This is a genomic window from Salinicoccus albus DSM 19776 (genome assembly GCF_000385175.1).
GTDB classification, from domain to species: Bacteria; Bacillota; Bacilli; order Staphylococcales; family Salinicoccaceae; genus Salinicoccus; species Salinicoccus albus.
Genome location: NZ_ARQJ01000012.1, coordinates 1 through 22353 on the forward strand (window position 1 = coordinate 1; position 22353 = coordinate 22353).

At 41.1% G+C, this 22353-nt stretch carries 32 protein-coding genes; 31 read left to right on the forward strand and 1 reads right to left on the reverse strand.

What is annotated here, in order from left to right:
• From ssb to G343_RS0100705, 16 genes are all read left to right on the forward strand, one after another.
• On the forward strand, positions 1–347 hold a 347-nt coding region (gene ssb / locus G343_RS15075), incomplete at its 5' end, for a single-stranded DNA-binding protein (protein ID WP_020006190.1).
• A gap of 32 nt (positions 348–379) precedes the next feature.
• The gene (locus tag G343_RS14075; RefSeq protein ID WP_020006191.1) at positions 380–1192 is read left to right on the forward strand and encodes a DnaD domain-containing protein; all 813 of its coding nucleotides are present in this window, start codon (positions 380–382) and stop codon (positions 1190–1192) included.
• A gap of 9 nt (positions 1193–1201) precedes the next feature.
• Complete coding sequence (locus tag G343_RS0100630) at positions 1202–1975, forward strand: ATP-binding protein (protein ID WP_020006192.1); 774 nt, start codon at positions 1202–1204, stop codon at positions 1973–1975.
• Positions 1976–2185: a hypothetical protein gene (locus G343_RS0100635; RefSeq protein WP_020006193.1), complete on the forward strand. Its 210-nt coding sequence runs from the start codon at positions 1976–1978 to the stop codon at positions 2183–2185.
• 37 nt (positions 2186–2222) lie between these two features.
• Positions 2223–2693: a hypothetical protein gene (locus G343_RS0100640; protein ID WP_156823544.1), complete on the forward strand. Its 471-nt coding sequence runs from the start codon at positions 2223–2225 to the stop codon at positions 2691–2693.
• A gap of 188 nt (positions 2694–2881) precedes the next feature.
• On the forward strand, positions 2882–3076 hold the full coding sequence (locus G343_RS0100650; RefSeq protein ID WP_020006196.1) for a hypothetical protein: 195 nt from the start codon (positions 2882–2884) through the stop codon (positions 3074–3076).
• The gene (locus G343_RS0100655) at positions 3066–3263 is read left to right on the forward strand and encodes a hypothetical protein (protein WP_020006197.1); all 198 of its coding nucleotides are present in this window, start codon (positions 3066–3068) and stop codon (positions 3261–3263) included. The genes G343_RS0100650 and G343_RS0100655 overlap by 11 nt, the downstream gene beginning before the upstream one ends.
• Entirely contained in the window at positions 3260–3508 is a 249-nt protein-coding gene (locus G343_RS0100660; RefSeq protein WP_020006198.1) for a hypothetical protein, read from the forward strand. Before G343_RS0100655 ends, G343_RS0100660 begins: the two co-directional genes overlap by 4 nt.
• 109 nt (positions 3509–3617) lie before the next feature.
• Positions 3618–4115 (forward strand): dUTP diphosphatase, encoded by a 498-nt coding sequence (dut, locus tag G343_RS14080; protein WP_020006200.1) that lies wholly within the window; start codon positions 3618–3620, stop codon positions 4113–4115.
• A gap of 64 nt (positions 4116–4179) precedes the next feature.
• The gene (locus G343_RS0100675) at positions 4180–4614 is read left to right on the forward strand and encodes a RusA family crossover junction endodeoxyribonuclease (protein ID WP_020006201.1); all 435 of its coding nucleotides are present in this window, start codon (positions 4180–4182) and stop codon (positions 4612–4614) included.
• Between the two features lie 7 nt (positions 4615–4621).
• Positions 4622–5041 carry an RNA polymerase sigma factor sigma-70 region 4 domain-containing protein gene (locus tag G343_RS0100680; protein ID WP_020006202.1) on the forward strand — a complete coding sequence of 140 codons (420 nt, stop codon included), beginning with the start codon at positions 4622–4624 and terminating at the stop codon, positions 5039–5041.
• 187 nt (positions 5042–5228) lie between these two features.
• On the forward strand, positions 5229–5474 hold the full coding sequence (locus G343_RS0100685; RefSeq protein ID WP_020006203.1) for a hypothetical protein: 246 nt from the start codon (positions 5229–5231) through the stop codon (positions 5472–5474).
• Positions 5475–5602: 128 nt separating this feature from the next.
• Positions 5603–6004, forward strand: coding sequence for a helix-turn-helix domain-containing protein (locus tag G343_RS0100690; RefSeq protein WP_245541919.1), 402 nt, complete (start codon positions 5603–5605; stop codon positions 6002–6004).
• A complete protein-coding gene (locus G343_RS0100695; RefSeq protein ID WP_020006205.1) occupies positions 5988–7265 on the forward strand; it encodes a PBSX family phage terminase large subunit in 1278 nt (425 codons plus the stop codon). The genes G343_RS0100690 and G343_RS0100695 overlap by 17 nt, the downstream gene beginning before the upstream one ends.
• A 13-nt stretch (positions 7266–7278) precedes the next feature.
• The gene (locus tag G343_RS0100700) at positions 7279–8664 is read left to right on the forward strand and encodes a phage portal protein (protein ID WP_020006206.1); all 1386 of its coding nucleotides are present in this window, start codon (positions 7279–7281) and stop codon (positions 8662–8664) included.
• Positions 8651–9763 carry a hypothetical protein gene (locus G343_RS0100705; RefSeq protein WP_020006207.1) on the forward strand — a complete coding sequence of 371 codons (1113 nt, stop codon included), beginning with the start codon at positions 8651–8653 and terminating at the stop codon, positions 9761–9763. Before G343_RS0100700 ends, G343_RS0100705 begins: the two co-directional genes overlap by 14 nt.
• A gap of 37 nt (positions 9764–9800) precedes the next feature.
• Here the strand turns inward: G343_RS0100705 and G343_RS0100710 are convergent, their stop codons facing one another.
• Positions 9801–10124, reverse strand: a complete 324-nt coding sequence (locus G343_RS0100710) for a hypothetical protein (protein WP_020006208.1) — start codon at positions 10122–10124, stop codon at positions 9801–9803.
• Between the two features lie 323 nt (positions 10125–10447).
• Here G343_RS0100710 and G343_RS0100715 point away from each other — a divergent pair, with 323 nt between their 5' ends.
• The 15 genes from G343_RS0100715 to G343_RS15295 all read left to right on the forward strand — a co-directional run bounded on the left by G343_RS0100715 (position 10448) and on the right by G343_RS15295 (position 22257).
• Positions 10448–11059 (forward strand): phage scaffolding protein, encoded by a 612-nt coding sequence (locus tag G343_RS0100715; RefSeq protein ID WP_020006209.1) that lies wholly within the window; start codon positions 10448–10450, stop codon positions 11057–11059.
• A 17-nt stretch (positions 11060–11076) separates the two neighbouring features.
• A complete protein-coding gene (locus G343_RS0100720) occupies positions 11077–11883 on the forward strand; it encodes a N4-gp56 family major capsid protein (protein ID WP_020006210.1) in 807 nt (268 codons plus the stop codon).
• Between the two features lie 13 nt (positions 11884–11896).
• Positions 11897–12082 (forward strand): Rho termination factor N-terminal domain-containing protein, encoded by a 186-nt coding sequence (locus G343_RS15605; RefSeq protein WP_020006211.1) that lies wholly within the window; start codon positions 11897–11899, stop codon positions 12080–12082.
• A gap of 12 nt (positions 12083–12094) precedes the next feature.
• On the forward strand, positions 12095–12400 hold the full coding sequence (locus tag G343_RS0100730) for a head-tail connector protein (protein ID WP_020006212.1): 306 nt from the start codon (positions 12095–12097) through the stop codon (positions 12398–12400).
• Positions 12401–12405: 5 nt separating this feature from the next.
• Positions 12406–12729, forward strand: coding sequence for a hypothetical protein (locus G343_RS14905; protein WP_020006213.1), 324 nt, complete (start codon positions 12406–12408; stop codon positions 12727–12729).
• 4 nt (positions 12730–12733) lie between these two features.
• The gene (locus tag G343_RS0100740; RefSeq protein WP_020006214.1) at positions 12734–13126 is read left to right on the forward strand and encodes an HK97 gp10 family phage protein; all 393 of its coding nucleotides are present in this window, start codon (positions 12734–12736) and stop codon (positions 13124–13126) included.
• A 5-nt stretch (positions 13127–13131) separates the two neighbouring features.
• Positions 13132–13593, forward strand: coding sequence for a hypothetical protein (locus tag G343_RS0100745; RefSeq protein WP_020006215.1), 462 nt, complete (start codon positions 13132–13134; stop codon positions 13591–13593).
• A 12-nt stretch (positions 13594–13605) separates the two neighbouring features.
• Positions 13606–14151 carry a hypothetical protein gene (locus G343_RS0100750; RefSeq protein ID WP_020006216.1) on the forward strand — a complete coding sequence of 182 codons (546 nt, stop codon included), beginning with the start codon at positions 13606–13608 and terminating at the stop codon, positions 14149–14151.
• 57 nt (positions 14152–14208) lie between these two features.
• Complete coding sequence (locus tag G343_RS0100755) at positions 14209–14700, forward strand: tail assembly chaperone (protein WP_020006217.1); 492 nt, start codon at positions 14209–14211, stop codon at positions 14698–14700.
• Between the two features lie 92 nt (positions 14701–14792).
• Positions 14793–15071 (forward strand): hypothetical protein, encoded by a 279-nt coding sequence (locus G343_RS0100760; protein WP_156823545.1) that lies wholly within the window; start codon positions 14793–14795, stop codon positions 15069–15071.
• 28 nt (positions 15072–15099) lie between these two features.
• Positions 15100–18075 carry a phage tail protein gene (locus G343_RS0100765; RefSeq protein ID WP_020006219.1) on the forward strand — a complete coding sequence of 992 codons (2976 nt, stop codon included), beginning with the start codon at positions 15100–15102 and terminating at the stop codon, positions 18073–18075.
• A 12-nt stretch (positions 18076–18087) separates the two neighbouring features.
• Positions 18088–19005, forward strand: a complete 918-nt coding sequence (locus G343_RS14910; protein WP_020006220.1) for a phage tail family protein — start codon at positions 18088–18090, stop codon at positions 19003–19005.
• Positions 18944–20662 carry a hypothetical protein gene (locus G343_RS0100775; RefSeq protein ID WP_020006221.1) on the forward strand — a complete coding sequence of 573 codons (1719 nt, stop codon included), beginning with the start codon at positions 18944–18946 and terminating at the stop codon, positions 20660–20662. The genes G343_RS14910 and G343_RS0100775 overlap by 62 nt, the downstream gene beginning before the upstream one ends.
• Positions 20663–20722: 60 nt before the next feature.
• Positions 20723–22072 carry an O-antigen polymerase gene (locus tag G343_RS0100780; protein ID WP_020006222.1) on the forward strand — a complete coding sequence of 450 codons (1350 nt, stop codon included), beginning with the start codon at positions 20723–20725 and terminating at the stop codon, positions 22070–22072.
• A gap of 11 nt (positions 22073–22083) precedes the next feature.
• Positions 22084–22257 carry a hypothetical protein gene (locus G343_RS15295; protein WP_020006223.1) on the forward strand — a complete coding sequence of 58 codons (174 nt, stop codon included), beginning with the start codon at positions 22084–22086 and terminating at the stop codon, positions 22255–22257.
• Positions 22258–22353: the final 96 nt, after the last annotated feature.

Genomic DNA, 22353 nt, shown 5'->3' on the forward strand with positions numbered 1-22353 from the left:
CAGAACTTCTAAATCAGTACTGTTCCAAGGGCTCAAAAATTGGTGTCACCGGTTCTCTCAAAGTCGATAAATTTCAGGACAAAGAGGGCAATAATAGGGAGATCACTAAAGTTAATGCCAACCGTATAGAGTTTCTTGATTCTAAAGGATCAAATCAAGGCGCACAGAGCCAAAATAATTCGCAAGGGCAAACAGACCAACAGCCAAAAAACGACTCATACACGCAAGCTTTTGGGGGCCAAACGAACGGGCAGGCACAACCGCAACAGCAAAAACCGGCATATGAAGACAATCCATTTAAAGAAGATGGGCCGGCGGATGTACAGGATGATGAACTTCCTTTCTAAATGATTCTAGTCAGTAACAGGAGGTGATTGTTATGACTGGCTGGATTAGTTTGCATAGAAGCGTAGAAGACCATTGGATGTTCAAGGAGAAACGCACTTTTTCTAAGTTTGAAGCATGGGTGGCTTTGCTTCTTATGGTGAATCATAAAGACGGTAAAACGACCATCGGAAACCAATTAATAGAAGTTAAAAGAGGACAGCGAATAACGTCCATTAAACAATTGTCAGAAAATTGGAGGTGGTCAAGAACGAAGGTTAAAGCGTACTTGGAAATGTTAAAGGACGATGAAATGATAGACATCAAAACGACAACAAAATACACCCTTGTAACCATTGCCAACTATGACTTTTACCAAAGTGAAGAAGGAAGAAAAAACACCCAAAAAGACATCAATCAGACATCAAACGAACATCAAAAAGACATCAGAAAGACATCAACTAAACATCAAAAAGACACAAACAATAATGACAATAATGAATTAATAATGAGAAATAATGACAACAACGACAATAAGACCGACGACATGAGAGAGATTATTTCATTTTATGAGAACAACGGCTATGGAACAATCAGTCAGTCGTCGAGTGAAGAAATTGATGGTTGGTACTCTGAAGGGTTTGAAAAAGATGCCATTATTTTAGCTTTTAAAATAGGCGCTGATTCTAATAACCGCACAATGAAATATATCAGAGGTATTTTAAACAATTGGCGAAAATCAAATACTAAAACAGTGGCAGCTATAGAAGCTGAAGAGAATAAGCGGAAAGTATCCAATTTAAAAAAGACAAGTAACTATCAGTTAACACCTGATCAGCAGGCGCAAATTGACAGATTACCATTCTAGGAGGTTGGCATGGATACGATCAATGAAATGATGCAGGGATACGGTATAAAACATACCAGCGTAGAGCACCTGAATATAAAATGTGAAGAATGCAATCATGAATTAAAGATCGTCACCATCACATACACTGATGGGACTCAGGAAGAGAAACGAGCCGGTTGTGTCTGTGAGGCAACTCGCAGGGCGAATGAAAAACAAAAAGAAATAAACGCCCGCACATTTGATAAAGGCTCTATCATGCATGGGGATTACAGAGAAAAGACGCTGGATGATTATCAAGCGGAAACAAAAGAGCAGTCTGTCGCTTTGAGAAGTGCACGGAAGTACATCGATACATTTGATGAACAGATGAAAAACCGCCGGAACATTATTTTTCAAGGGATGTTTGGCACCGGTAAGACGCACTTGGCAGCGGCTATCCGTAATGAGTTGTCCAAAAAGAATTATAAAGCATTGTTTATGTCACTGCCGGATTATATTGATCGAGTAAAGCAAGAGTTTAAAGAAACAAATCAGAGACACCCAATTTATAAAATGGCTCAAGATGCTGATTTACTAGTGCTTGATGATGTGGGTGCAAACCGGATGACGGATTTTGAAGTCTCTGAATTATTCCGCTTGGTGGAAGCACGGACTGGAAAGTGCACAGTGTACACAACTAACTATGACAGTAATGACTTCATAAGCTCCAGGGAGTTACACCGGGTGTTCTCCCGAATGATGAGCAATACGGCCGTCATTGTATTAAACGGCGATGATTACCGAGAGAAAGGATTGATATAAATGCTAGTGGTTGAATCAACAGAAAACATTACTAAAGAAAAGTCTCTAGTCGATAAGCTGATGGAGAAGGACACGCTCACTAAAACGGACATACAGCAACTACAAGTGTTTAACGATGACTATATTGACCGGTTACTGGCAGCGGGGCAAATGACAGCGAGATACAAAGTGGTTGAAGCATTGATGAGAGATGGCATGACAACAACATAAAAGAATAGGAGAGATTGAAGTGACAGAAGTATTAAGGATGACCAAGGCACAAAAGCAAATAGCAAACGAAAATGGTTTGGACCACCAAACGGTGGCTTACCGAGTGAAAGTTAAAGGCGAAAGCATTGAAAAAGCAACTAGCTATCCACCTATCGGCAGATACAGCAGCGTAGTGAACGGTAAGAAAATCACTAAGGCACAGATAGAAATTGCTGAAGGAAACGGCATTAACCGGAACACATTAAAACATCGTTTATACAGCAACTACAGTGTCGAAGAAGCAATTAATCAACCGGTCAGAGTGAAGCACAGCAGCACCGATGATGACATGGATGATGAGTCATTATTAGAAGTTGTTGGACGTATCAAGTACATGCAGCAATCGGATATGATTTATCCGCCAACGCTGACAAAGCCAATGGAAAAACGCTTGAAACAGATGGGGGTCTCATATTCTGATGTTAAACCCGTTGAAGTAGACGTTAGCGACCTTAAAGAATTTGCATAAAATATACTAATTGGAGGATGGAACATGATACAGAAACGCGCGCATAACAGATTTGCGCCGGTGCCAGTGAACATCGAACCAAAGACGGAACAGGAAAAGCTTATTTACAAACCAGCACGCAAGGTAGTGTGGCAGCCATCAAAGTACACAGAAATGCTCTATATGTCGATGTTTAGGAAGTGGCAAGCATGAAGCAGATTTACGATGTCACCGGCGACCAGATCGGTACTTACCATTTCATGAAAAATAAGAATATGTACAGCCTGCGCTTTAACGACAAGACATATCAGGCGAATATCATGCTAAGTATTGATGCGCTGCCCGAGTACCTAAAGCAATTCAATCTTAAAACAGAGCAGGAGGTAGACAACATTGGAAATTAAAAACGGTGATTCATTTAATTTCATTTTCCCAAACGGTGAAACAGGCACGATTAAAGTGACCGCCATTGTCGACAATCATATTGTATTTCAACATACAAACGGTAAAACAATGAACGATTCGATTAATGAGGATTACTTCTTTCAGCTGATAGAGAGCGGCTATTTCAAAAAAGGGGAGATTTCATGACCTATAAAACTCGATGTAATGGCAATTGCGTTGAGCGTATCGACCGGCAGGCAGAAACGATCCGCAAACTCAGAGATGAGAATTTAAAAAAGACGCAATCTCTGGTTCAGGCGAGCGAGCAAATCGAACAACTCGAAGCTGAAAAAGCAGACCTGACGCAGGCGCTGAATAAAGTGAGTCAGGCATATAATTTACGGGCGGATCAGAACTGGGATGGCGGATTTAGAGCGGAGGTAAGCGAATGACTGGATTAGTTATACTCATCTATATTGCTGTCTCACTGGTAATTGCGGCATCAATACTCGTCATATTGCTTTGCATGGACGAAATTAAAAATATATGGAGGCATCGAAAATGAATACCATCAAAATTAAGAAACTGCATCCGAAGGCGGTTGTACCCACTCGCAGTCACCCACATGACGCAGGTCTTGATTTATATGCATTAGAAGACATCGAGTTTGAAAATGAAACTAAATTAGTTAAAACAGGAATTGCGATAGATATACCAGAGGGATACGAAGCGCAAGTTAGACCCCGTTCTGGAATGACGCTCAAAACACCTATGCGGGTGCAACTTGGCACCATAGATAGCGGATACGACGGAGATGTGGGGATTATAGTGGATTGTAGAGAGTCCTTACATGTTATTGGTAAAGGCGACAAAATTGCACAACTCGTTATATCTCCGGTAGTGACACCGGAAGTTGAGACGGTGACGGAATTCGATACAGTAAGTGAACGTGGTGATAAAGGGTTCGGGAGTAGTGATTTATCAAAAATTTATATGACAGATCCGGATTTTAGCAAGTTAGAGCTGACCGATATAAATGCCAAAGATTTCGAGTGGTGATTAAAGGAGGACAAGTAAATAAATAACGAAAATTTTACAAACTTAATGACAAGGAGGGGGTCAATTGATCGAATTTAAAGTTGAAGGTAGAGCGGTACCGCAACCCCGGCCCCGTGTTTATCAAACAGCAACAGGTAAATCCAGAGCAGTGAACTCATCAAAGAGCGTAACGTATAAAAGGCGGGTAAAGCTGACTGCAAAGAGTCACATGAACCGCAATAGATTAAACATCACTGAGGAGCCCATAGCTGTCCACCTGACGTTTATTTATAAGCCGCCCAAGAGTTACCCCAAAAAGAAACTGAAGGCTATACAGGAAGGCTTATTGATGCACCAGAAAAAGCCCGATTTGGATAATCTATCAAAAGGTGTTTTAGATGCTCTGAACAATACGGTGTATAAAGACGATTCTCAAATTGTAGAGCTGAATGTCAGGAAAGAATACGGTGACACTGACCATGTCTTAATCCGTATAAATCAAATCAATAACGAGGTGTAGCTGAATTATGAATTATGCGACTGAAACTTACACAACAGAAAAAATTATGGATTTGATTAATAATTATCCGTATTACATCTCGAGATTGAAAGAATTAAATGCACAATATGAATCGGAAATAGGAAGTGGTATGACAGCGCAATATGGAATTGAATCTGTAATGCCCAAAGCGCAAGGTAGTAACAGTAGTCCTGTTGAAAACGATACCTTAAGAAGAAAGAAAATGAATAAAGAGATCTCTCGTTTAGAAAGTAAAGCGAGATATATCCAAAATAGATGGGATCGAATCACAGATGAGCGTATGGCTTTAGTATTTAATCTCAGACTGAACGGTATGACATATCAAAATATTGCCTGCGAACTGGATATATCATCTTCCCGAATACATCAAATTATGTATGAAATATGTAAATTACTGCAGGACTAGAAAAACTGGATAAACTGGAAATGTTGGAATTATTAGGCGTTCTTATAAAGAACATTGTAAACTGGGAGGCAGGACGGAGTGGCAAGCTCATCCTGGTTACAACGATTTCTCATTGATAATAACCTCCTAAGTCAGAAAGTCGTCCATACCGGGCGGCTTTTTGCTACAATGATTAAGAGGCGATGAAATGAATATTAGTGATATCATAGCTGATAAAAAAGCGGTAAGAATTGAAGGTGTTTATTTAGATGAAATCACATATACAGATAATAGACACCTTATCAATGAAAATGCAGAACAAGCATGCTTAGGGGAATTTTATGTCACTGAATTGAACCTTACTGAAGACGGGGATGCAGAAGTGACATTTCAGAACAAAGAACATACATTCTCAATTAAAGAAAAACACGTTAGATTCAGAGCTGCTCATTGAGCGGCTTTTTTGTTTGCTCAAAACTGGTGTCTGATCCACATAGAGAATCCTGGTGGCAATCAGCGCCGGTTTTGAGTGAATAATACATAAAACATAGAAAGTAGGTGAGTTACATGGCGAGAGTGAGCGTGAAAAACTGGTTGACCGAGGAGGGGGTGACCCTTTTAGAAGGTTGGGCAAGAGACGGGTTGACCGATGAGCAAATAATGCACAATATCGGGTGTAGCTCATCAACTTTTTATAAGTGGAAGAAAGAGAACTCGGAGATTTCGGAGGCCTTAAAAAGGGGCAAAGAAGTAATTGATATACAAGTTGAAAATGCGTTGCTTAAAAGTGCGTTAGGATTCCAATACTCTGAAGAAGCGATTACCAATATTGGGGAGGTAGTGACGGTTAAACGATACTCTAAACCGAACACCACAGCGCAAATATTCTGGTTAAAAAACAGGAAGTCAGATACATGGCGCGATAAGACTGAGCAAGAGGTTGAACACAAAGGCGAGGTGTCTTTCTATGACGACATCGAATAGTGCAGTTATTAAAATATCAGAGCTAATACCAAAAGCCTTTCATCCAGTCTGGAAGGCATCGCTCAACCCGAATATACTCAACGTTGTATGTAAAGGTGGGCGTGGTTCCGGTAAGTCCTCAGACATCGCGCACATCATTGTACAGATGCTGATGCGCTATCCGATGAATGCGGTTGGCATTCGTAAAACAGATAATACGATAGAGTTGTCCATCTTCGAACAGATCAAGTGGGCAATCAGTGAACAGCAAGTATCACACTTGTTCAAAGTCAATAAGTCGCCCATGCGCATCACATATGTACCGAGAGGCAATTACATGGTGTTCCGCGGCGCGATGGAGCCGGAACGGATAAAGTCTCTCAAATCAGCGGAGTTTCCATTCAGTATAATGTGGGTGGAAGAATTGGCCGAGTTCAAAACAGAAGACGAAGTCACGACCATCACAAACTCACTTTTGAGAGGCGAGCTTGCCGATGGTCTTTTTTATAAGTTTTTTTATTCGTACAACCCGCCAAAAAGGAAAATGAGCTGGGTGAATAAAAAGTATGAATCGGCATTTATTGCAGATAATACATTCGTGCATCACTCGACATATTTGGATAACCCTTTCATCAGTGAGCAATTTATCGAAGAAGCTGAAGCGACTGAGGTACGGAACGAGCGGAGATATCGACATGAATATTTAGGTGAAGCCATCGGTTCGGGTGTCGTACCATTCGATAACCTGGAATTCAGAGAGATAACAGATGATGAAATCAAAACATTCGATAATTACAGGTACGGCAATGACTTTGGTTATGCCACCGACCCAAACGCTTTTGTCGTCTGGCATTACGACAAGAAGAAACAGGTCATTTATGCAATAGACGAAATATATAAGGTGAAAATGAGTAACCGGGAAATTGCGAAAGGAATCATTGCCAAAGGTTATCAGAATGAGCGTATTCTTGTTGATAGTGCAGAACCAAAAAGTATTGACGAACTCAAGAGAGAACATGACATCAAACGCGTCAAAGGTGCTAAGAAAGGTCCGGACAGCGTGGAGTATGGTGAACGTTGGCTCGATGACTTGGATGCCATTATCATTGACCCGAAGCGCACACCGAATATTGCCAGAGAGTTTGAAAATATTGATTACGCAACCGATATGAATGGCGATGTGAAGCCGCGACTGGCAGATGTGGACAATCACACGATTGATGCCACCAGATATGCCTTGAGCGAAGATATGAAACAGCGCTCAATCTCAATTCTCAAATAAAGGAGGGCACTCAATGGATCCATTTACAAAACCGCATGGCGAGCAGTTAACCGATTTTGCCAAGCCTAAAGATGAATCACAAACAGAAATGCTCATGCGGCTCATTAAAGAAAATGCGCCGAATATAGAAATATACAAGACAGGACAGCGGTACTATGACAATCATCCGGACCTCAAGGACGAGCGAAAGCCGACAGACCACGAGGGCAATATTGATTACAGTAAACCCGACTGGCGATTTAATCACAACCCGCATGCGAATTTAGTGGACCAGAAAGTCGGCTATATCGTCGGGGAGTCACCGAATTATCAGCACGAAGACGATGCAGTTATATCAGTCATAGAGGAGTATTTAGATTACGACTTTGACGATGATTTAAATGACATACTGACTGCTGCATCCAATAAGGGCGTCGAATGGGTGCATCCATATGTGGACGAAGAAGGCTTGTTCAAGGTCCTCGAAATCCCAGCCGAGCAGATCATCCCGATATGGAAAGACAGGAAGCAGCGCATATTACAAGCAATTATTAGACACTACACTGTCGGTGATGAGCAGCGCGTCGAATACTGGACGGCAGATGATGTGACGTACTACATCAAGACGCACAGCGGTTTGGAGCTTTCATGGTATCACGGTATGAACGAGAGCAACCCGACAACGCACTTGACAGGCGAAAGTTGGGGAAAAGTACCATTTATACCGTTTAAAAATAACAGCCAGTCAGCAAGTGATATATGGCGCTACAAATTGTTCATTGATGCCATGAACCGGCGTTCATCCGACACACAAAATATGTTTGATGAATCGACTGAATTGATATACATTCTCAAGGGCTATGAGGGCACGGACTTGTCGGAGTTCATGCAAAACCTCAAATACTACAAAGCGATCAATGTGGACAGTGAGGGCGGCGTTGAGACAATTCGTGTTGAAGTGCCGGTCACATCGTCCAATGAGTGGCTGGAACAGTTAAGGAAATACATCTATGACTACGGCAGAGGCGTTGACTTCAATCGCAATGAACTTGGCAATAGTCCATCCGGGATAGCATTGCGCTTTCTGTATACTGGTTTAGATTTGAAAACAAAGCAACTCGCCAGAAAGACCATTCCGGCGATTAAGCAGCTGCTGTGGTTTATATTCGAGTTTGAGAACATGGATGGCAGTATTGCCAATGAAGTGGACGTTACATTTAATTACAACCGTATGGTTAACGAGCTTGAACAGGCAAACATAGCGAGTATGTCTTCCAGTATTATAAGTGATGAAACAGTGATTGCGAACCATCCGTGGGTAGACGATCTGGAGAAAGAAAAGGAACGCATAAAAGAGCAAGATGAAAGGCTGAATACGGATCTCCCGATTAAAGGAGTGGAGGACGATGAACTTCAGTGACATTTCAAGACAGATAGATATGCTGATCGGCATGGTCGAGCATGAGATTTATAACACTTTCCAATATCGAATAAATGAAATCATCTCGATGTATGACTCGCTTGTCAGTGACTATGCACAAGATGGCGAACTGGAGAATCTGAATAAGTATAATCGATTAAACAAGATGATTAAGCAGCTTGAACAGGACCTCACACAAGACTATTCAGCGATTGCCAAGCTCACTCAATATGCTCAGATGATGGCATTTATCCATACAACCGTGGGTAGTGCTTTTTTATTGTCTGCATTAGTCGGTGTATTGCCTGTTATCTCCTTCCCATTGCTCAGTAAGCTGCGAATCGACCTATCACAAGAGATTGAAGAGAATGAGCTTACAAGCGTTCTGGGGCGCCATAGAAGCGATATGTTGAGAGAGATAAAAATTGCGTTAAGAAGCAGTACGAATGATGAAGTGAATCCAACGGACACAAAAAGGAAGTTGAAGCGTATCCGCGACAAATACACATACAATGTGCAGCGACTCAGTTCATACGAGATTGGCAGGGCGGAATCAACTGCAGGTGTGGATATAGCAGATCGCTTTGAAGATAAGGGCTCTAAATTAGAGCGCATATGGATATCTCAGCGTGACGAACGTGTGAGAAGTACGCATGTGGTCCTGGACAGTCAAAAAGCAGACAGCAAAGGGTTGTTCTACTCAAAGCCGACAAAGACCAGAGGACCGGCGCCCCGGAAGATGAAAGGCATCGGAATGCTGCAGGAAAATATGGGATGCCGATGCTCAGTCGGTTATCGAGTGAACGGCATTGAGTTGGATTACATGGAGACGGACAACATGTCGCCGGAACAACGTGAAATATATGAAAAGACATCATTCGATAAATACCAGGAATGGTTAAAGGAACATCAGGAGAATATATCCCCCGCTTACTATAAACAGTTATCTAAAGGCATGGCATGGGATTCCGTACAGGCTGCGCAAGATTACGATCTATTCAAAGTATTAGATAATGATCTATTCGGCGATGCAAAGAAGTTCCAGCAGATGCTTAAACGTGGGTTTCATAAGAAAAAGGATGGAAGTTGGGGGTATTGAGCACCCTAAAATTAACTCTTTAGAAGCAGCATTCTGATTACGATTCAACTACTTTTTCAATTATTAGATAGAGGAACGATGCTATTCCAACTATAGAAGCTACAGCAATCAGAAAATCAGGATAAAATGCATAAGCTAAAGTAACAATAGAGGTTAGCGATATTAATAATGCTGCACTACTAAGTTCAATTAAGTTTCCGTAATAAAAAGTGAGGACATAGTATATTCCTAAAAGTGAAAATAATACTGTTGCAATACCGAGTATGTATTGTTGGTTATTAAAAAATGATATTGCTGACGCGGCATTTAAAAATATAAAAAACCAAGCTATCGATAAAAGAATCAGAGATTTTTTTGACAATGTTAATACCTCCCAATTTATAGAGTTTATCACAATTAAAAAAGGTGGTGATACCCTATTAAACCAAGAATGAAAATCTAGTCGGAGGTGGTCCAAATGAATAAGCAAGTTTGGGTATCTTGATGGTTATACATTAACCGGTCTTACTCATGCGAATCAGACCTTAAAGACAATCGCATACAGATAAATAATATGTATGATATACGACCTGAATATGTCGTAAAACTGTTCTTTTTTCGTGCAATCGGCTTTCACACGTTAAAAGGCAGTCAATAACTTATCGCGGCGTTGCGCGTTAAAAACGAAATAAGGAGACAAAAACAATGAATATTAAAGAACTATTGCAAAAAGTCGCAGCGGAAGAATTGAGCATTGACGAGGCAGCACAAAGCATTGATGAACATATTGCAGATCAGGCTGATGATTCTAAAAGCGGTATGGTGCCTAGAAAGCGCCTGAACGATAAAAATGATGAGATCAAGGATCTGCAAGATGAGATTGCACAACGTGATGACCAGATTACAGATCTGAAAGAATCTACTGAAGATGATAGTGAACTTCAGAAACAAATTGATAACCTGCAACAAGAAAATGCTGATTGGTCTGAACGTCACAAAGAAAGTCAGTTAAATAATGCAATCAAGCTAGCCGTTGCCAAAGATGCAAACGATGCAAATGACGTATTAGCGTTGCTTGATAAAGACGGCCTAGAGCTTGATGGTGATTCCGTCAAAGGTTTGGATGAAAAGGTTTCTGCGTTGCGTGAGTCTAAGCCATATCTATTCGAGCAGCCAAAAGGAAAGACGGGTAGAACGCCGGGTGACGGTGAACCAGCGCCAAGCGTAACCAAAGAACAATTTGACAAAATGAACTATGAGCAAAGGCTTGACGTATACAATAATCACAAAGAGTTGTACGACCAATACACTAAATAAAATGGAGATGATTTAATATGCCAGAAACAAAAGCGATTGATCTAGTAAACCCGGAAGTGATGGCGGACGCAGTGTCTGCTGCATTGCCAAATGCTATCCGATTCGCACCTTATGCAAGGACGGATGACACACTCGTCGGACAGGCGGGCGATACGATTACAAGGCCGAAATACGGTTACATTGGACCGGCGGAAGACCTTGAAGAAGGCGTACCGATGGACCCGACGAAAATGAACATGACTACTTCCAAAGTGACTGTAAAGGAAGCCGGTAAAGCGGTGGAAATTACTGAAACTGCAATCCTGACAAACGTTAGCGGCACACTTGGAGAAGCTGAATCTCAAATTACTAAAGCTATTTCGGACAAGATTGAGATTGATTACGTTGCAGCACTTGATACTGCATCCCTTAGCTTTAATGGTACTGCGACATCCCCTGAAGCGATTCTTGATGCCATCGACGCATTCAATGATGAAGATGATGAAGGGTATGTACTGTTCATCAATAACAAAGATTACACAAAACTTGTAAAATCGCTGTTCAACGTTGGCGGCGATACGCAAGAAAGAGCGATTGCAAAAGCGCAAGTGGCTGAAGTTGTCGGAGTAGATGATATCGTTAAAACGCGTCGAGCGGCTGAAGGTACAAGCTATCTTCAAAAACAGGATGCTGTTGAGATTGTGTGGAAAAAACATCCTGAAATTAAAGCAGATGAAGATATCCTTGCACGTTCCATCGTACTCGCTGGTAATGACTTCTACACTGTGAATCTTTTTGATGACAGCGGTGTGGTCAAAATCGCAGCTGCTGACACAGGCGCATAAGGAGATGGTCTGAATGATGTTAAGAAGGCACAGGAAGACGGGTCAGACGAAAGCGGCTGACCTTTCTCCTAAAAAAGAACAGAAACCAGACTACGATGACATGACCGTGGCAGAGTTGAAAGACCTTGCTAAAGAACAGGAAATTGAAGGCTATTCGGAGATGAAGAAGGCTGAACTGATTGAAGCACTTCAAAATTAGGGGGTGCATTAAATGGATGAATCAGAAGTGAAACGCATCAACCATTGGAAACAGGATGAAACCAAGCATGACGAAGATATAAATGAATTGATTCCACACTATAAAGGGATTGCTGAAGAATGGTGTAACCAATCATTCAGTAATCCTTTTCCTTATGGAGTGAAACAGTTTATAGCCAAGTCTATTCAACGTGATTTTCATGTCGTGATGGGAATCAGTTCCCGGGCAATGGGGAGTGTCAATTATTCTTTCGATAATGAAACTGATAAGAAGATAAAAGAAAATCTCAGACCTTACCGAAAATTAAGGTGGGGGTGATTAGTATGATGGTTGACGAGTTTCCCCACGAACTCACAGTGAAGCGCACAGAAACGGTAATAGATAACACGGTATATCCGCCAAAGGAAACGACAACAACTACAGAGCACACACAGGACGGCTTCTTGGATACACCGAACACATCAGAACAAGTGAAGTATCACAATATGGAAGTGAGCCTGTCACGTGTACTTTATGTGCCATTTGGGGCTGATATTAAGCATACTGAGACGTTCGAACACAAGGGTGTTAAATACAAGTTTACGGGTGACCTTCTGGATCAGGGCGGCCAGGGTGAAGTATTGAGCGCACCTGTGGAAAGGGCGTGATGATGTGGCGGTAAATAAAATTGTGGTTGATTTAGAGCGTTGGTCTGATGATGTTAAAGAGTGGGCGGAACGCGGCATCGAAACCACTGCGGACGTTGCGTATAACGAGCCGAGACGACGGATTGCGGTGGATACCGGCGATACCCGAGATGCTATTGACAAGACGTACAAAGGATATAACGGCAGGGTTGTGGTAGATTCCCCGATTGGAATTTATCTGGAGTTCGGCACGGGAATTTATGCCACCGGCCCAGGTGGTAGCCGTGCCGAAAAGATTCCATGGACGTATTTCAAGGACGGTCAATTCTACACGACTTATGGAATGGTTGCTCAGCCATTCTGGTTCCCGTCAATGGACATTGTGGAGCAATACTTTAAAAACTACTTTAGGGGGTGATACGGGTGCAGCAGGCACGATATAGATCATGTGAACAGGCGCTATTGAAAGCAATTAACACAAATCTCAGATTAACACCACTGATGCAGCAGTTAAACGGACAGATACACGACAGGCAGCAGGACGGCATCGGTTATGACGAGAACATGAACAAAATCAGACCGTTCAGTTATCTTATCGTAGGCGAAACGAACATTACAGAAGCGTATTCCAGTGCTTCCCATGAGGAAACAGTCGCAGTCACTTATCATCTGTATCATCGTTCCGATAGTTTGTCGGTAGTTGACGAGACCAGGGGCTTATTAGATGACTTGAAGTATTATGCAGAGTCTTCAGTACCGATGGCATATTACGAAATTAAGCGTATTCGACAAGATACAAAACAGACAATCCCAGATGTGGATCTGGAAACAATTCATGGCATATTGCGGCTGAGATACACCGTGAAGCATAAAACAAGATATTAAGGAGATGATTGAATGTCAGCAGAAAGATGGACACTCGTTGGGATTCCGGCAGATACGCCTACGGAAGAAGCGACTGCTGAGGAATATGTATTTTCCGGAATGACCGAGTTCTCACATGAGATGGAATCCGAACTGATGGAGCGTATTGTCGGTAAGAAGAAAGACTGGGACCAAGGCGTGACAGAAGAAACGATCAACGTCACATTCCCGTATAACAAAGATGCTAAAGGGGATAGTGCGTTGCTTGAATCCATTAAGAACGGTAAGCAAATGCGCTTCTGGATTATTAATAACGAGATCATTACACTTTCCGAAGGCACTGGAGAAGGACACAATTCTACATTCGCTTATGTAATGGCGGAATCCCGCTCCCTCTCTGTAGACGATGAATCACAGACGATTGAGGGCGCATTCAAAGTAAAACTGAACTCTGCAGAGGGTGAAGAGCCGAAGCTACCGGACGTTATTCTTGACCCGTCACTTGCTGAGAAGGTTGTGTACGAGGAACTCGGCGCAGCTACTGGCAATATGGAAGACGCAGACACACAAAACGTATAACAGACCGGGAGCATAGCGCTCCCTTTTTTATTTAACTATTTAAAAGGAGTTATTCACATGACTAAAGCAATTAAAGAACTGACGATTAATGACCACATTTACAGAGCGAAAGGCACATTTAAATTTGGTCAAACGGCAAAACAATACGCAGAGAATGAAGTGGACGATAAAGGCAAGGAACGTCAAGGTGACGGTGTGACCACAATATTCATAGGACTCATGCAACAAGACCCGGACGCACTTGTTAAGTTTTGGCACTGCGGAACGGCACACTATCTAAAAGATGCACCATCCTTTGACGACATTGCACAGGCGATCGAGGACATCGCGGATAAAGAGGACTTGAATCCGTACTTTGTGGGCGCGCTTACCTTACTTAATGAAGGTGGCTACTACAAGGGGAAGTTACAAACACTTTGGTTCATGATGAAGCGTTCAGCGCAGAAAGCGAAGGGCGAGGACAAGGAAGAAACCAAAGACCAGATAGAGATGTTCACGGAAATGTACGAGGCAATCACGGGCAAGAAGCCGTTCGAAAACAAGGCGTAGATATTGATTATGTCATTGAAAAAACGGTGCAACTGATTGGATATATCCCCGTTGATCAATTAGAACTTATGACCCCTCATGAATGGGAGCAAATGATAAAGGGTGCACGGCATCGCAGGCTCGATAAACTGGAAGATATGCGATTACAGGCAGTGATGTCGGCGCATATGAGTAATGGCAAAAAATCTGCCGGGAAGATCAAGAAAATCGACGACACGCTTAAGAAAGAACGCAAGATGATTAATGAAACAGAATCCAGTAAGGACTACGAGCAAGAGAAGTCCAGAGATTTTAATAAGCGTGTACAGGCGGTGAAACGCAGAGCCATGCAGAAGTGGCTCGATAAGAAACGAGAACAGTCAGTTAAATAGATAAATAAGAAAAAAGGGGGGGATGCAGTTGGATGAAGTGAGTCGTTTTGTTGCGGAAATTCAAGCGAATATAAGAAATTTCGAACGTAATGTGAAGAGAGCGCAGGCACAAGCAACGGCTTTGCCGGATGAAATCGATGTTAATGTTGATGCGGATATTTCTAAGTTCAGACGCGGATTACTGAGAGCACAGGCGCTCGCTCAACGTTTTTCGGCATCGGAAATAGTTAAGCGGATTGTTATTAAACCTGGTACATTCCGCAATATGTACCACGCTTTCACAGCAAATTTCACAGAGCCATTTAACCGGCGTATGGGAGAACTGGCGGACAACATCCGCACGTTCGGTGTAATCTCCGGGAACATGATTAGAGGGGCATTGGTCAGCGCCTTTAGTGCACTAGTGCCGATTATCGCCAGTGTGACAGCTGCAATTATGGCGCTCGGCAATTCCATCGGTGTGATGGTCGGCACTATTGGTGCGTTTGTCGGCGCTTTAGGTATCGCTGGTGCTGGCGCTGCCGCTTACGGTGGTTTGGTTGCGTCTGTATTGGCACGATACAACGACGAAGCTTTTCAAGCCACAGAAGCGTCTAACCGATTTACGCAAGCCCTAGATGCTATAAAATCTACGTGGAATGGCATTGTTGACTCCCATATGGATGCTATATTTACGCAAATGGCAACAGGCGTTAATACGGCAAACTTCGCATTGGAGCAGATGACACCATTTATCGATGGAGTCGTTTCGGCAATGGGACGAATGACGGGCGAATTACAGACATTCGTCCAGGAATCCCCAACAATGCTCCGTTTTTTCGACAATATGAATAGTAAAGGCTCTGAAGTTTTCGACAATATGGTGCGCGGTATTGGTCGATTTGGACAAGGTATCATTGACACAATGAATGCCGCCATGCCCCTTATTGAATGGGTAGCACAAGGTTTTAATAATCTTGGCACTCAATTTTCTAACTGGGCAAGCCGCATGGCTGAAACAAATGGATTTCATGACTTTATTAATTACGTAAAAGAAACCATGCCATTGATCGGGCAGATTTTCGGGGATTTTTTCCTTGGTGTAATTAATTTGTTCGCTTCCTTTGGTGAAAACAGTCAAACTGTGCTACAAGGATTAGCAGATATGATGGAACGTTTCAGAGAATGGTCATCCACGATTAAGGAATCAGATGGCTTCCAGAAATTCATCCAATACATCCAAGATAATGGTCCAACAGTCGTCAGTTTAATCGGAAATATTATAAGCACAATCGTAAATTTTGCGATTGCAATTGCGCCGTTAGCATCACAAGTGCTTAATTTAGCTAATTCATTCTTTGAATGGTTGTCTCAATTGATGAAAACAAGTCCGATCGTCGGCATGATTATTGGTGTCATTACGACACTTTTTGGCGTATTCCAGATGCTTGCGCCGGCGATTATTGCAATTAGCACAGTGCTCGGTCCGTTGATCAGTTGGTTCATCAGATTACTTACCAACGCTCGATTAGTCAGCGCAATCATGACGGTGTTAAGAGGGGCTATGGTATTGCTTTCTGGTCCTGTCGGTGTAGTCATTAGTGTTCTCACGGCACTATCTTCAATATTCATTATGCTTTATCAGAATGTCGAATGGTTCAGGAATATTGTAAATACTGCGTGGAATTGGATTACTGGTTTCATAGGTCAACAAGTACAAACTATCATTGGATGGTTCAATCATTTCAGAGATCAGGGTCAAAACATATTTATGTCAGCTTTAAGTGCTATCACTGCGACATTAGCCAGTGGATTAGCACAAGGGCTTGCCACAATCGTGAATTGGGTAATAAACGCTGCAGTCCAATTTGGACTATGGGCTTCAAATATGATTAGCACCGCAGTTTCCGCACTAGCTCAATTCGCTGCTAATATCGCATCTGGATTAGCAAATGCCTTTACTGCATTTGTTTCTTGGATCGCAAATGTTATTTCATCTATAACAGCTTTCGGCGTAAATTTGGTGTCAACAATTATTTCGACACTAGCTCAATTCGCTTCGAACATTGCGTCTGGATTAGTGACGGCGACGACAGCTTTTATAAATTGGACGAGTAATGTGATCGCGAGAATCATAACTTTTGGAATCAATTTAGTAACAACGATTGTTTCAGCGCTAGTGGAATTCGGTTCTGCGATACTATCTGGTCTAAATACAGCATATACCAATTTTACAACATGGATATCGAATACTATATCTGCGATCGTCTCATTTGTTTCTCAATTGGTGTCTAATATTGTTTCAGGTATGTCATCGTTCGTATCTGAAATTGCAAGTGGTGCATCTAATGCATTGAGTGAGATAGTATCCTTTGCTTCAAGCGCAATCAGCGAAGCCATTTCATTTGTAAGTAGTTTCGTTTCTGAAATCGCTTCGGGTATGGCGGATTTCGTTTCAGAAATTGTCTCAGGTGGCGCCGATGCGGTATCTGAAGTGATTTCGATGGGGAGTGAGATAGTCTCCAGTATCGGCGACTTTGTTAGTGATACGGTATCTACTGGCGCTGACTTGATTCAAGGTTTAATCGAAGGTATCGCAGGAAAAGCGAAAGACGTAGTGGATGCAGCGGTCAGCGTGGCGAAAGATGCCGTAAATGCTGTTAAAGGTTGGCTAGGTATCGCTTCTCCATCCCGTGTATTCCGCGATATCGGACAGTTCACTTCACAAGGCTTAGCTGTCGGTATCAATAAAGACGCAGACAGAGCAGTCAATGAGATCACGCGCCTAGCATCTGATATGACGGATGCATACAGGCCGGAATTTAACGCGATCAATGCTGATATGGACAAGGACATCAACGGGATTAATGGACGTATACGCAATACTGTTGATGCAGATATTACTTCGGGCATTGAAACGCAACGTCCTATCGTCAATGTCACTGTACGCAATGAAGGTGATGTTGAAATGATCCGTTCTGCAATACAAACAGAGGACGGCATAGAGGATTCATTGGCATTCTAAGGAGGTGCTGTATTGAATTATGTAAATGCAGAAATAATTAAAGATGGCACGAGTTATTTAGTGTCAGACAATCAGCTGACGGGCTCCTCTTTAGAGGTGCTCTCTTTTGTGGTTGGAGGAATTGGGCAATCGCAGCACTTCAATGACAGCATAGACGGCCGGAGTCGTTTGTTTGCTGGCAGTGAGGATAAGTATCGAAAAATAACATTAAATGTACGCGCAGTATCTTATGACATTCATGATATAGCGCATTTAAGGGATGCTGTGAACAATTTATTTTCTGGAGAGTATTACGTCCGAGAGAAAAGAATAAAGAGCGTAGACGTTGAGTATGAATCTCCGGGAGAGAAAACCGGTGATTTGGATTTAGGAGAGTCTTACTACGTGAACGGCAGGCAGTACAAAGTGACAAAAGTAAATGTGATAGAGACTGAGGATTTAACAGACGCTAACTTTACTGTTGAGCTGGAAACCACAGATTTGCCATATGCTGGATCCATCTACACCACCCTAGAACTCCACGACACAGGTTACTCAGCAACAGCTGAAAAATATGGGCTAGTCGATAATATTGATGATGAGAAAAAGCAATACCGGTTTACTGAAAATGAGTTCATGGTATACAACGCAGGGAACGTCACTGTTGAGCCGGAGAGTATGATGTTAAACATCTTTGTTAGTTATGTGCAATCTTCCGGTGATTTTACAATTAGAAATATAACGACTGGAGAAGAAATCATCTTAAAACGAGAAAGCAATGGCAGCCACTTTAGAATACAAGGGATGGTAATCAGTCTTGGAAGTATTACAAATATATTCAGAGATACTAACCGCAGGTTCATCAGTTTAGCGCCAGGAGATAATGAATTTGAAGTATCTGGTGGGTCGTTTAGTCAAATCAGTTTTGATTTTAAATATTTGTACAAATAAGAAAGGAGATGGGGGGTTGAGAAGGCATATAATAGGTGGTCTATGGAATAGACGGGAGAGAATAGGTGTAAATGCGAACTTCGAATACCTCTTCGAAGGTGTTATACGAATATCTATACTCAGTGATAGAGCAGAACACGTATTAAAAGAAGCGCAACGTGTAAATAATCAAAACTTAAATGTGCAAAAACAACTGGATGATTTTGTTGCTAACAGCGGAACAAGTGATATCGAAGTTGTACAAGCTAGAGGAGAACATGATTTATTGAATCATCGCTTAAATCATGCAGATTTGATAAGCCAGCAAACAGACTTTACTCAAATCGTAAAAGATAGAATTGGATTTAACCGTGGTTCTATAAAAAAGATTGACAACACAATGTTCGAAGTATCTTTAGATAACGGAATGAAAAATTCAACATATCGATTTACGGAAGATTTAAACGATGACTTTAGAAAGTTGACGAAAGTATATGTTGGGGATCTTTATGACTTTATTGTTAGTGAATTTGATGCAGGAGAGTCTGATATTACAGGAAATTGGAATGGCTCTTCAAAGAACGGAAACAACTGGTACACGCAAGATACTTCTTCTCCATCTGGCTTTACAGGTTATGTGACAGGTGAGAAAATAAACTTTATGAGTATGATTGATAATCGTGGTGGTATATGGGAATTCATTTTGAATGACGATCCGGGGACAAGCAAAAAGATTAGTGTATACAGTTCCTCCGCCAAATACAACGTAACTCAAACGATTGCAGATAATTTACCATACAGAGAACATAAAGTGACTGCGGTGTTTAAAGGTGATGACCCGAACAACGCACCATCAACTGGAGTAGGAACAGCGAGAGGATGGATGTATACTAACCCTTCGGAAGATGCATACAACACCTTGTCCGGAGTGATGGAAATCGGAAGTAGTGAAACTAAAAGGCTGTTAGTTGATGGGAGTAATAAAGAATTTGCTTTTAATGCTAAGTACAATGGACAGGAGCATTGGCTCCCTGAACATAGTGGTGTAGGTACAGTGTTTTACGATACTCCATTAGAAATTTATTCGGACGGCCGTAAAATTGATTATTTATCTTCAGAATTCACGCACTCTATTTTTTTCTCTGAGCTAAGAGTTACTCAAAAATGTGTTTGTAGAATCAGTAATACGAATATTGCTAATTTAAAAATTACACACACATTTAATATGGATGGCGCATGTGCATATAGCGCTGAACTGAAAGCGATAGAAAGTTTTGAAATCACAGATGGCTATCCATTAATGATGCCTTTAGCAAACGAAACTTTTGATACGGTAATCAGTGGATTGCATAACAAAAAAATAAGCAGATACGATGGCTCATTAAGCTATTTTGAACTGGAAGAGGATAAAGTGAGTAGTTATGCTGGAGTTGATAAGAAGAGTCTTGATTTTATTGTAGCTTGTAAAATCGAAGCGCCTATTAAATCAATGCGTTTGAAAGATTTTGACGGTCATAAACCGCAAGAACAAAAGATGCTATTTAATGAACGTGAAGACTTTCCTAAACTTTACTATCACTCAATGTTTAATAAATCAATGACGATCGGCGAGGTGTATAACTGGTCTGCTCAAATTGTTGCAGCTGAGATTAAAGATGGATACGGAATTATAAATTAAAAAAAGGACCCTCTTCTTCAAATGTATATGGTAATATATGTTTAAAGGAGTGAAAACTAGTTGAAGTATGATAATAAAAATACTATATATTTAAAAATTTCATTAGTGTTGTTCTTATTTGCTGTCTCTATTTTACTGATGACAGTGGGTGAAGGAATATGGGGTGGAATTCTTGCATTAGGAACTCTTGTAATCATCTCATGGATTATATCTAAATTTGAGTTAATGCATCCATTGACTTGGTTTCCCCCGATTTTCTTCTTGTATTCAATATCATATCCATTACTCGTGACATTAGGAGAGTTACCTAACACATATGATAAGAATATAGAAGTGCTTTTTATACAATGGATTGCTCTCGCCACTTTTATTGTGGTAATGAATACTTCCAGTAAAAAGAAGGTCGAGATAAATACCTCCTCATTAAAAAACTTAATGCCGATAGTCACTCCAATATTTTGGACGTCAATTTCTATAACTGCTTTGTATGTGGCATATGTATACAGTAGCGGTCTCACGTCAAAGTACGCAATCGCTTTGGATAACTCTCCGTTAGGGATTTTAGCATCATTTTTTCCAATTGTAGTAATATCTTTTGCATTAATCATGGCTAACCAGTTGGGTATTAAAGGTAGAGTGCCTAAAGGATTTTTGTTGATTGCTATTTTATACGGTTTAGTAGTGCTGTTCGTATTAGGTGAACGAGACTTTATATTAAAGCTTCTGATCATTACTATATTTATGTATCATGTTTTAAAGAATAGAATATCAAAAAAGAAATTGATTGCTTCAGGAATAATAATAATTTCAATAATACCAATTTTAGGAGATTTGAAGAACAGAGCCTTTGGTCAATCTGAAATGACAGTTTATGGTGGAGATTTCATTGCAGATATTTTAAGTGGTGAATTTATGGCGGCAGGCAGAAATTTGGCAAACCTGCTCTCTAACGAAGGTGTTGTCTGGAGTCATTTCTGGGGAGAGACATTGATTTGGGATATTAAAGTGCTTTTTTCTGCAGGCTTTTCTCCTGGCGCTTGGTTCAACAATACATTTCATCCAGACCTCATAGCGCGTGGGGGCGGTAACGGATTCACGCTGGTGGGTGAAGGGTATATGAACTTTGGTGTAATCGGTGTAGTAGTTTTCTTTGCCGTACTGGCTTTATTCTTGAAATTTTTATATAACAAAGCACTTAAGAATGTGGTTTGGTTATCTATATACATTGTGACCATTCCTTTAGCCGTATATGTAATAAGAGCTGATTTTGCGACACTACTTACTCAATTCAGCAAACAAATAGTGTTGCCTATTCTCATTATTTTTATTGTTAAATCAATATTGGACGGCATACCAAAATTGAATAAAACAAAGCAGTACGAGAATAAATACTTTAAGTATTATCATTAGGAGTCGATTACTTGAATAATTATGAAGTGACAACAATTACCGAAGACGGCACTGAGATGCAGTTTGAAATGAAAGCAGAAAGTCTTGCAGATTTGTTTCAAAACCTAACAAAAGATATTGATTTAGAAAACATCAAAGAAAAAACCGTTGTTGATTTAAGAGCAAAAATAACTTCAAACAATTAAGACACCTCTCACCAGGTGTCTTTTTAATGCAGAAAAGAGGTGAACCACAATTCTCACAATCAGAGACTACAATTTTAACGAATATCCACTCTTTGC

Bases quoted from the DNA above. Each gene is read 5' to 3' on its own strand.
- G343_RS14075 (WP_020006191.1), top strand. From the start codon at position 380: ATGACTGGCTGGATTAGTTTGCATAGAAGCGTAGAAGACCATTGGATG.
- G343_RS0100630 (WP_020006192.1), top strand. From the start codon at position 1,202: ATGGATACGATCAATGAAATGATGCAGGGATACGGTATAAAACATACC.
- G343_RS0100635 (WP_020006193.1), top strand. From the start codon at position 1,976: ATGCTAGTGGTTGAATCAACAGAAAACATTACTAAAGAAAAGTCTCTA.
- G343_RS0100640 (WP_156823544.1), top strand. From the start codon at position 2,223: ATGACCAAGGCACAAAAGCAAATAGCAAACGAAAATGGTTTGGACCAC.
- G343_RS0100650 (WP_020006196.1), top strand. From the start codon at position 2,882: ATGAAGCAGATTTACGATGTCACCGGCGACCAGATCGGTACTTACCAT.
- G343_RS0100660 (WP_020006198.1), top strand. From the start codon at position 3,260: ATGACCTATAAAACTCGATGTAATGGCAATTGCGTTGAGCGTATCGAC.
- dut (WP_020006200.1), top strand. From the start codon at position 3,618: ATGAATACCATCAAAATTAAGAAACTGCATCCGAAGGCGGTTGTACCC.
- G343_RS0100680 (WP_020006202.1), top strand. From the start codon at position 4,622: ATGAATTATGCGACTGAAACTTACACAACAGAAAAAATTATGGATTTG.
- G343_RS0100685 (WP_020006203.1), top strand. From the start codon at position 5,229: ATGAATATTAGTGATATCATAGCTGATAAAAAAGCGGTAAGAATTGAA.
- G343_RS0100695 (WP_020006205.1), top strand. From the start codon at position 5,988: ATGACGACATCGAATAGTGCAGTTATTAAAATATCAGAGCTAATACCA.
- G343_RS0100700 (WP_020006206.1), top strand. From the start codon at position 7,279: ATGGATCCATTTACAAAACCGCATGGCGAGCAGTTAACCGATTTTGCC.
- G343_RS0100705 (WP_020006207.1), top strand. From the start codon at position 8,651: ATGAACTTCAGTGACATTTCAAGACAGATAGATATGCTGATCGGCATG.
- G343_RS0100715 (WP_020006209.1), top strand. From the start codon at position 10,448: ATGAATATTAAAGAACTATTGCAAAAAGTCGCAGCGGAAGAATTGAGC.
- G343_RS0100720 (WP_020006210.1), top strand. From the start codon at position 11,077: ATGCCAGAAACAAAAGCGATTGATCTAGTAAACCCGGAAGTGATGGCG.
- G343_RS15605 (WP_020006211.1), top strand. From the start codon at position 11,897: ATGATGTTAAGAAGGCACAGGAAGACGGGTCAGACGAAAGCGGCTGAC.
- G343_RS0100730 (WP_020006212.1), top strand. From the start codon at position 12,095: ATGGATGAATCAGAAGTGAAACGCATCAACCATTGGAAACAGGATGAA.
- G343_RS14905 (WP_020006213.1), top strand. From the start codon at position 12,406: ATGATGGTTGACGAGTTTCCCCACGAACTCACAGTGAAGCGCACAGAA.
- G343_RS0100750 (WP_020006216.1), top strand. From the start codon at position 13,606: ATGTCAGCAGAAAGATGGACACTCGTTGGGATTCCGGCAGATACGCCT.
- G343_RS0100755 (WP_020006217.1), top strand. From the start codon at position 14,209: ATGACTAAAGCAATTAAAGAACTGACGATTAATGACCACATTTACAGA.
- G343_RS0100760 (WP_156823545.1), top strand. From the start codon at position 14,793: ATGATAAAGGGTGCACGGCATCGCAGGCTCGATAAACTGGAAGATATG.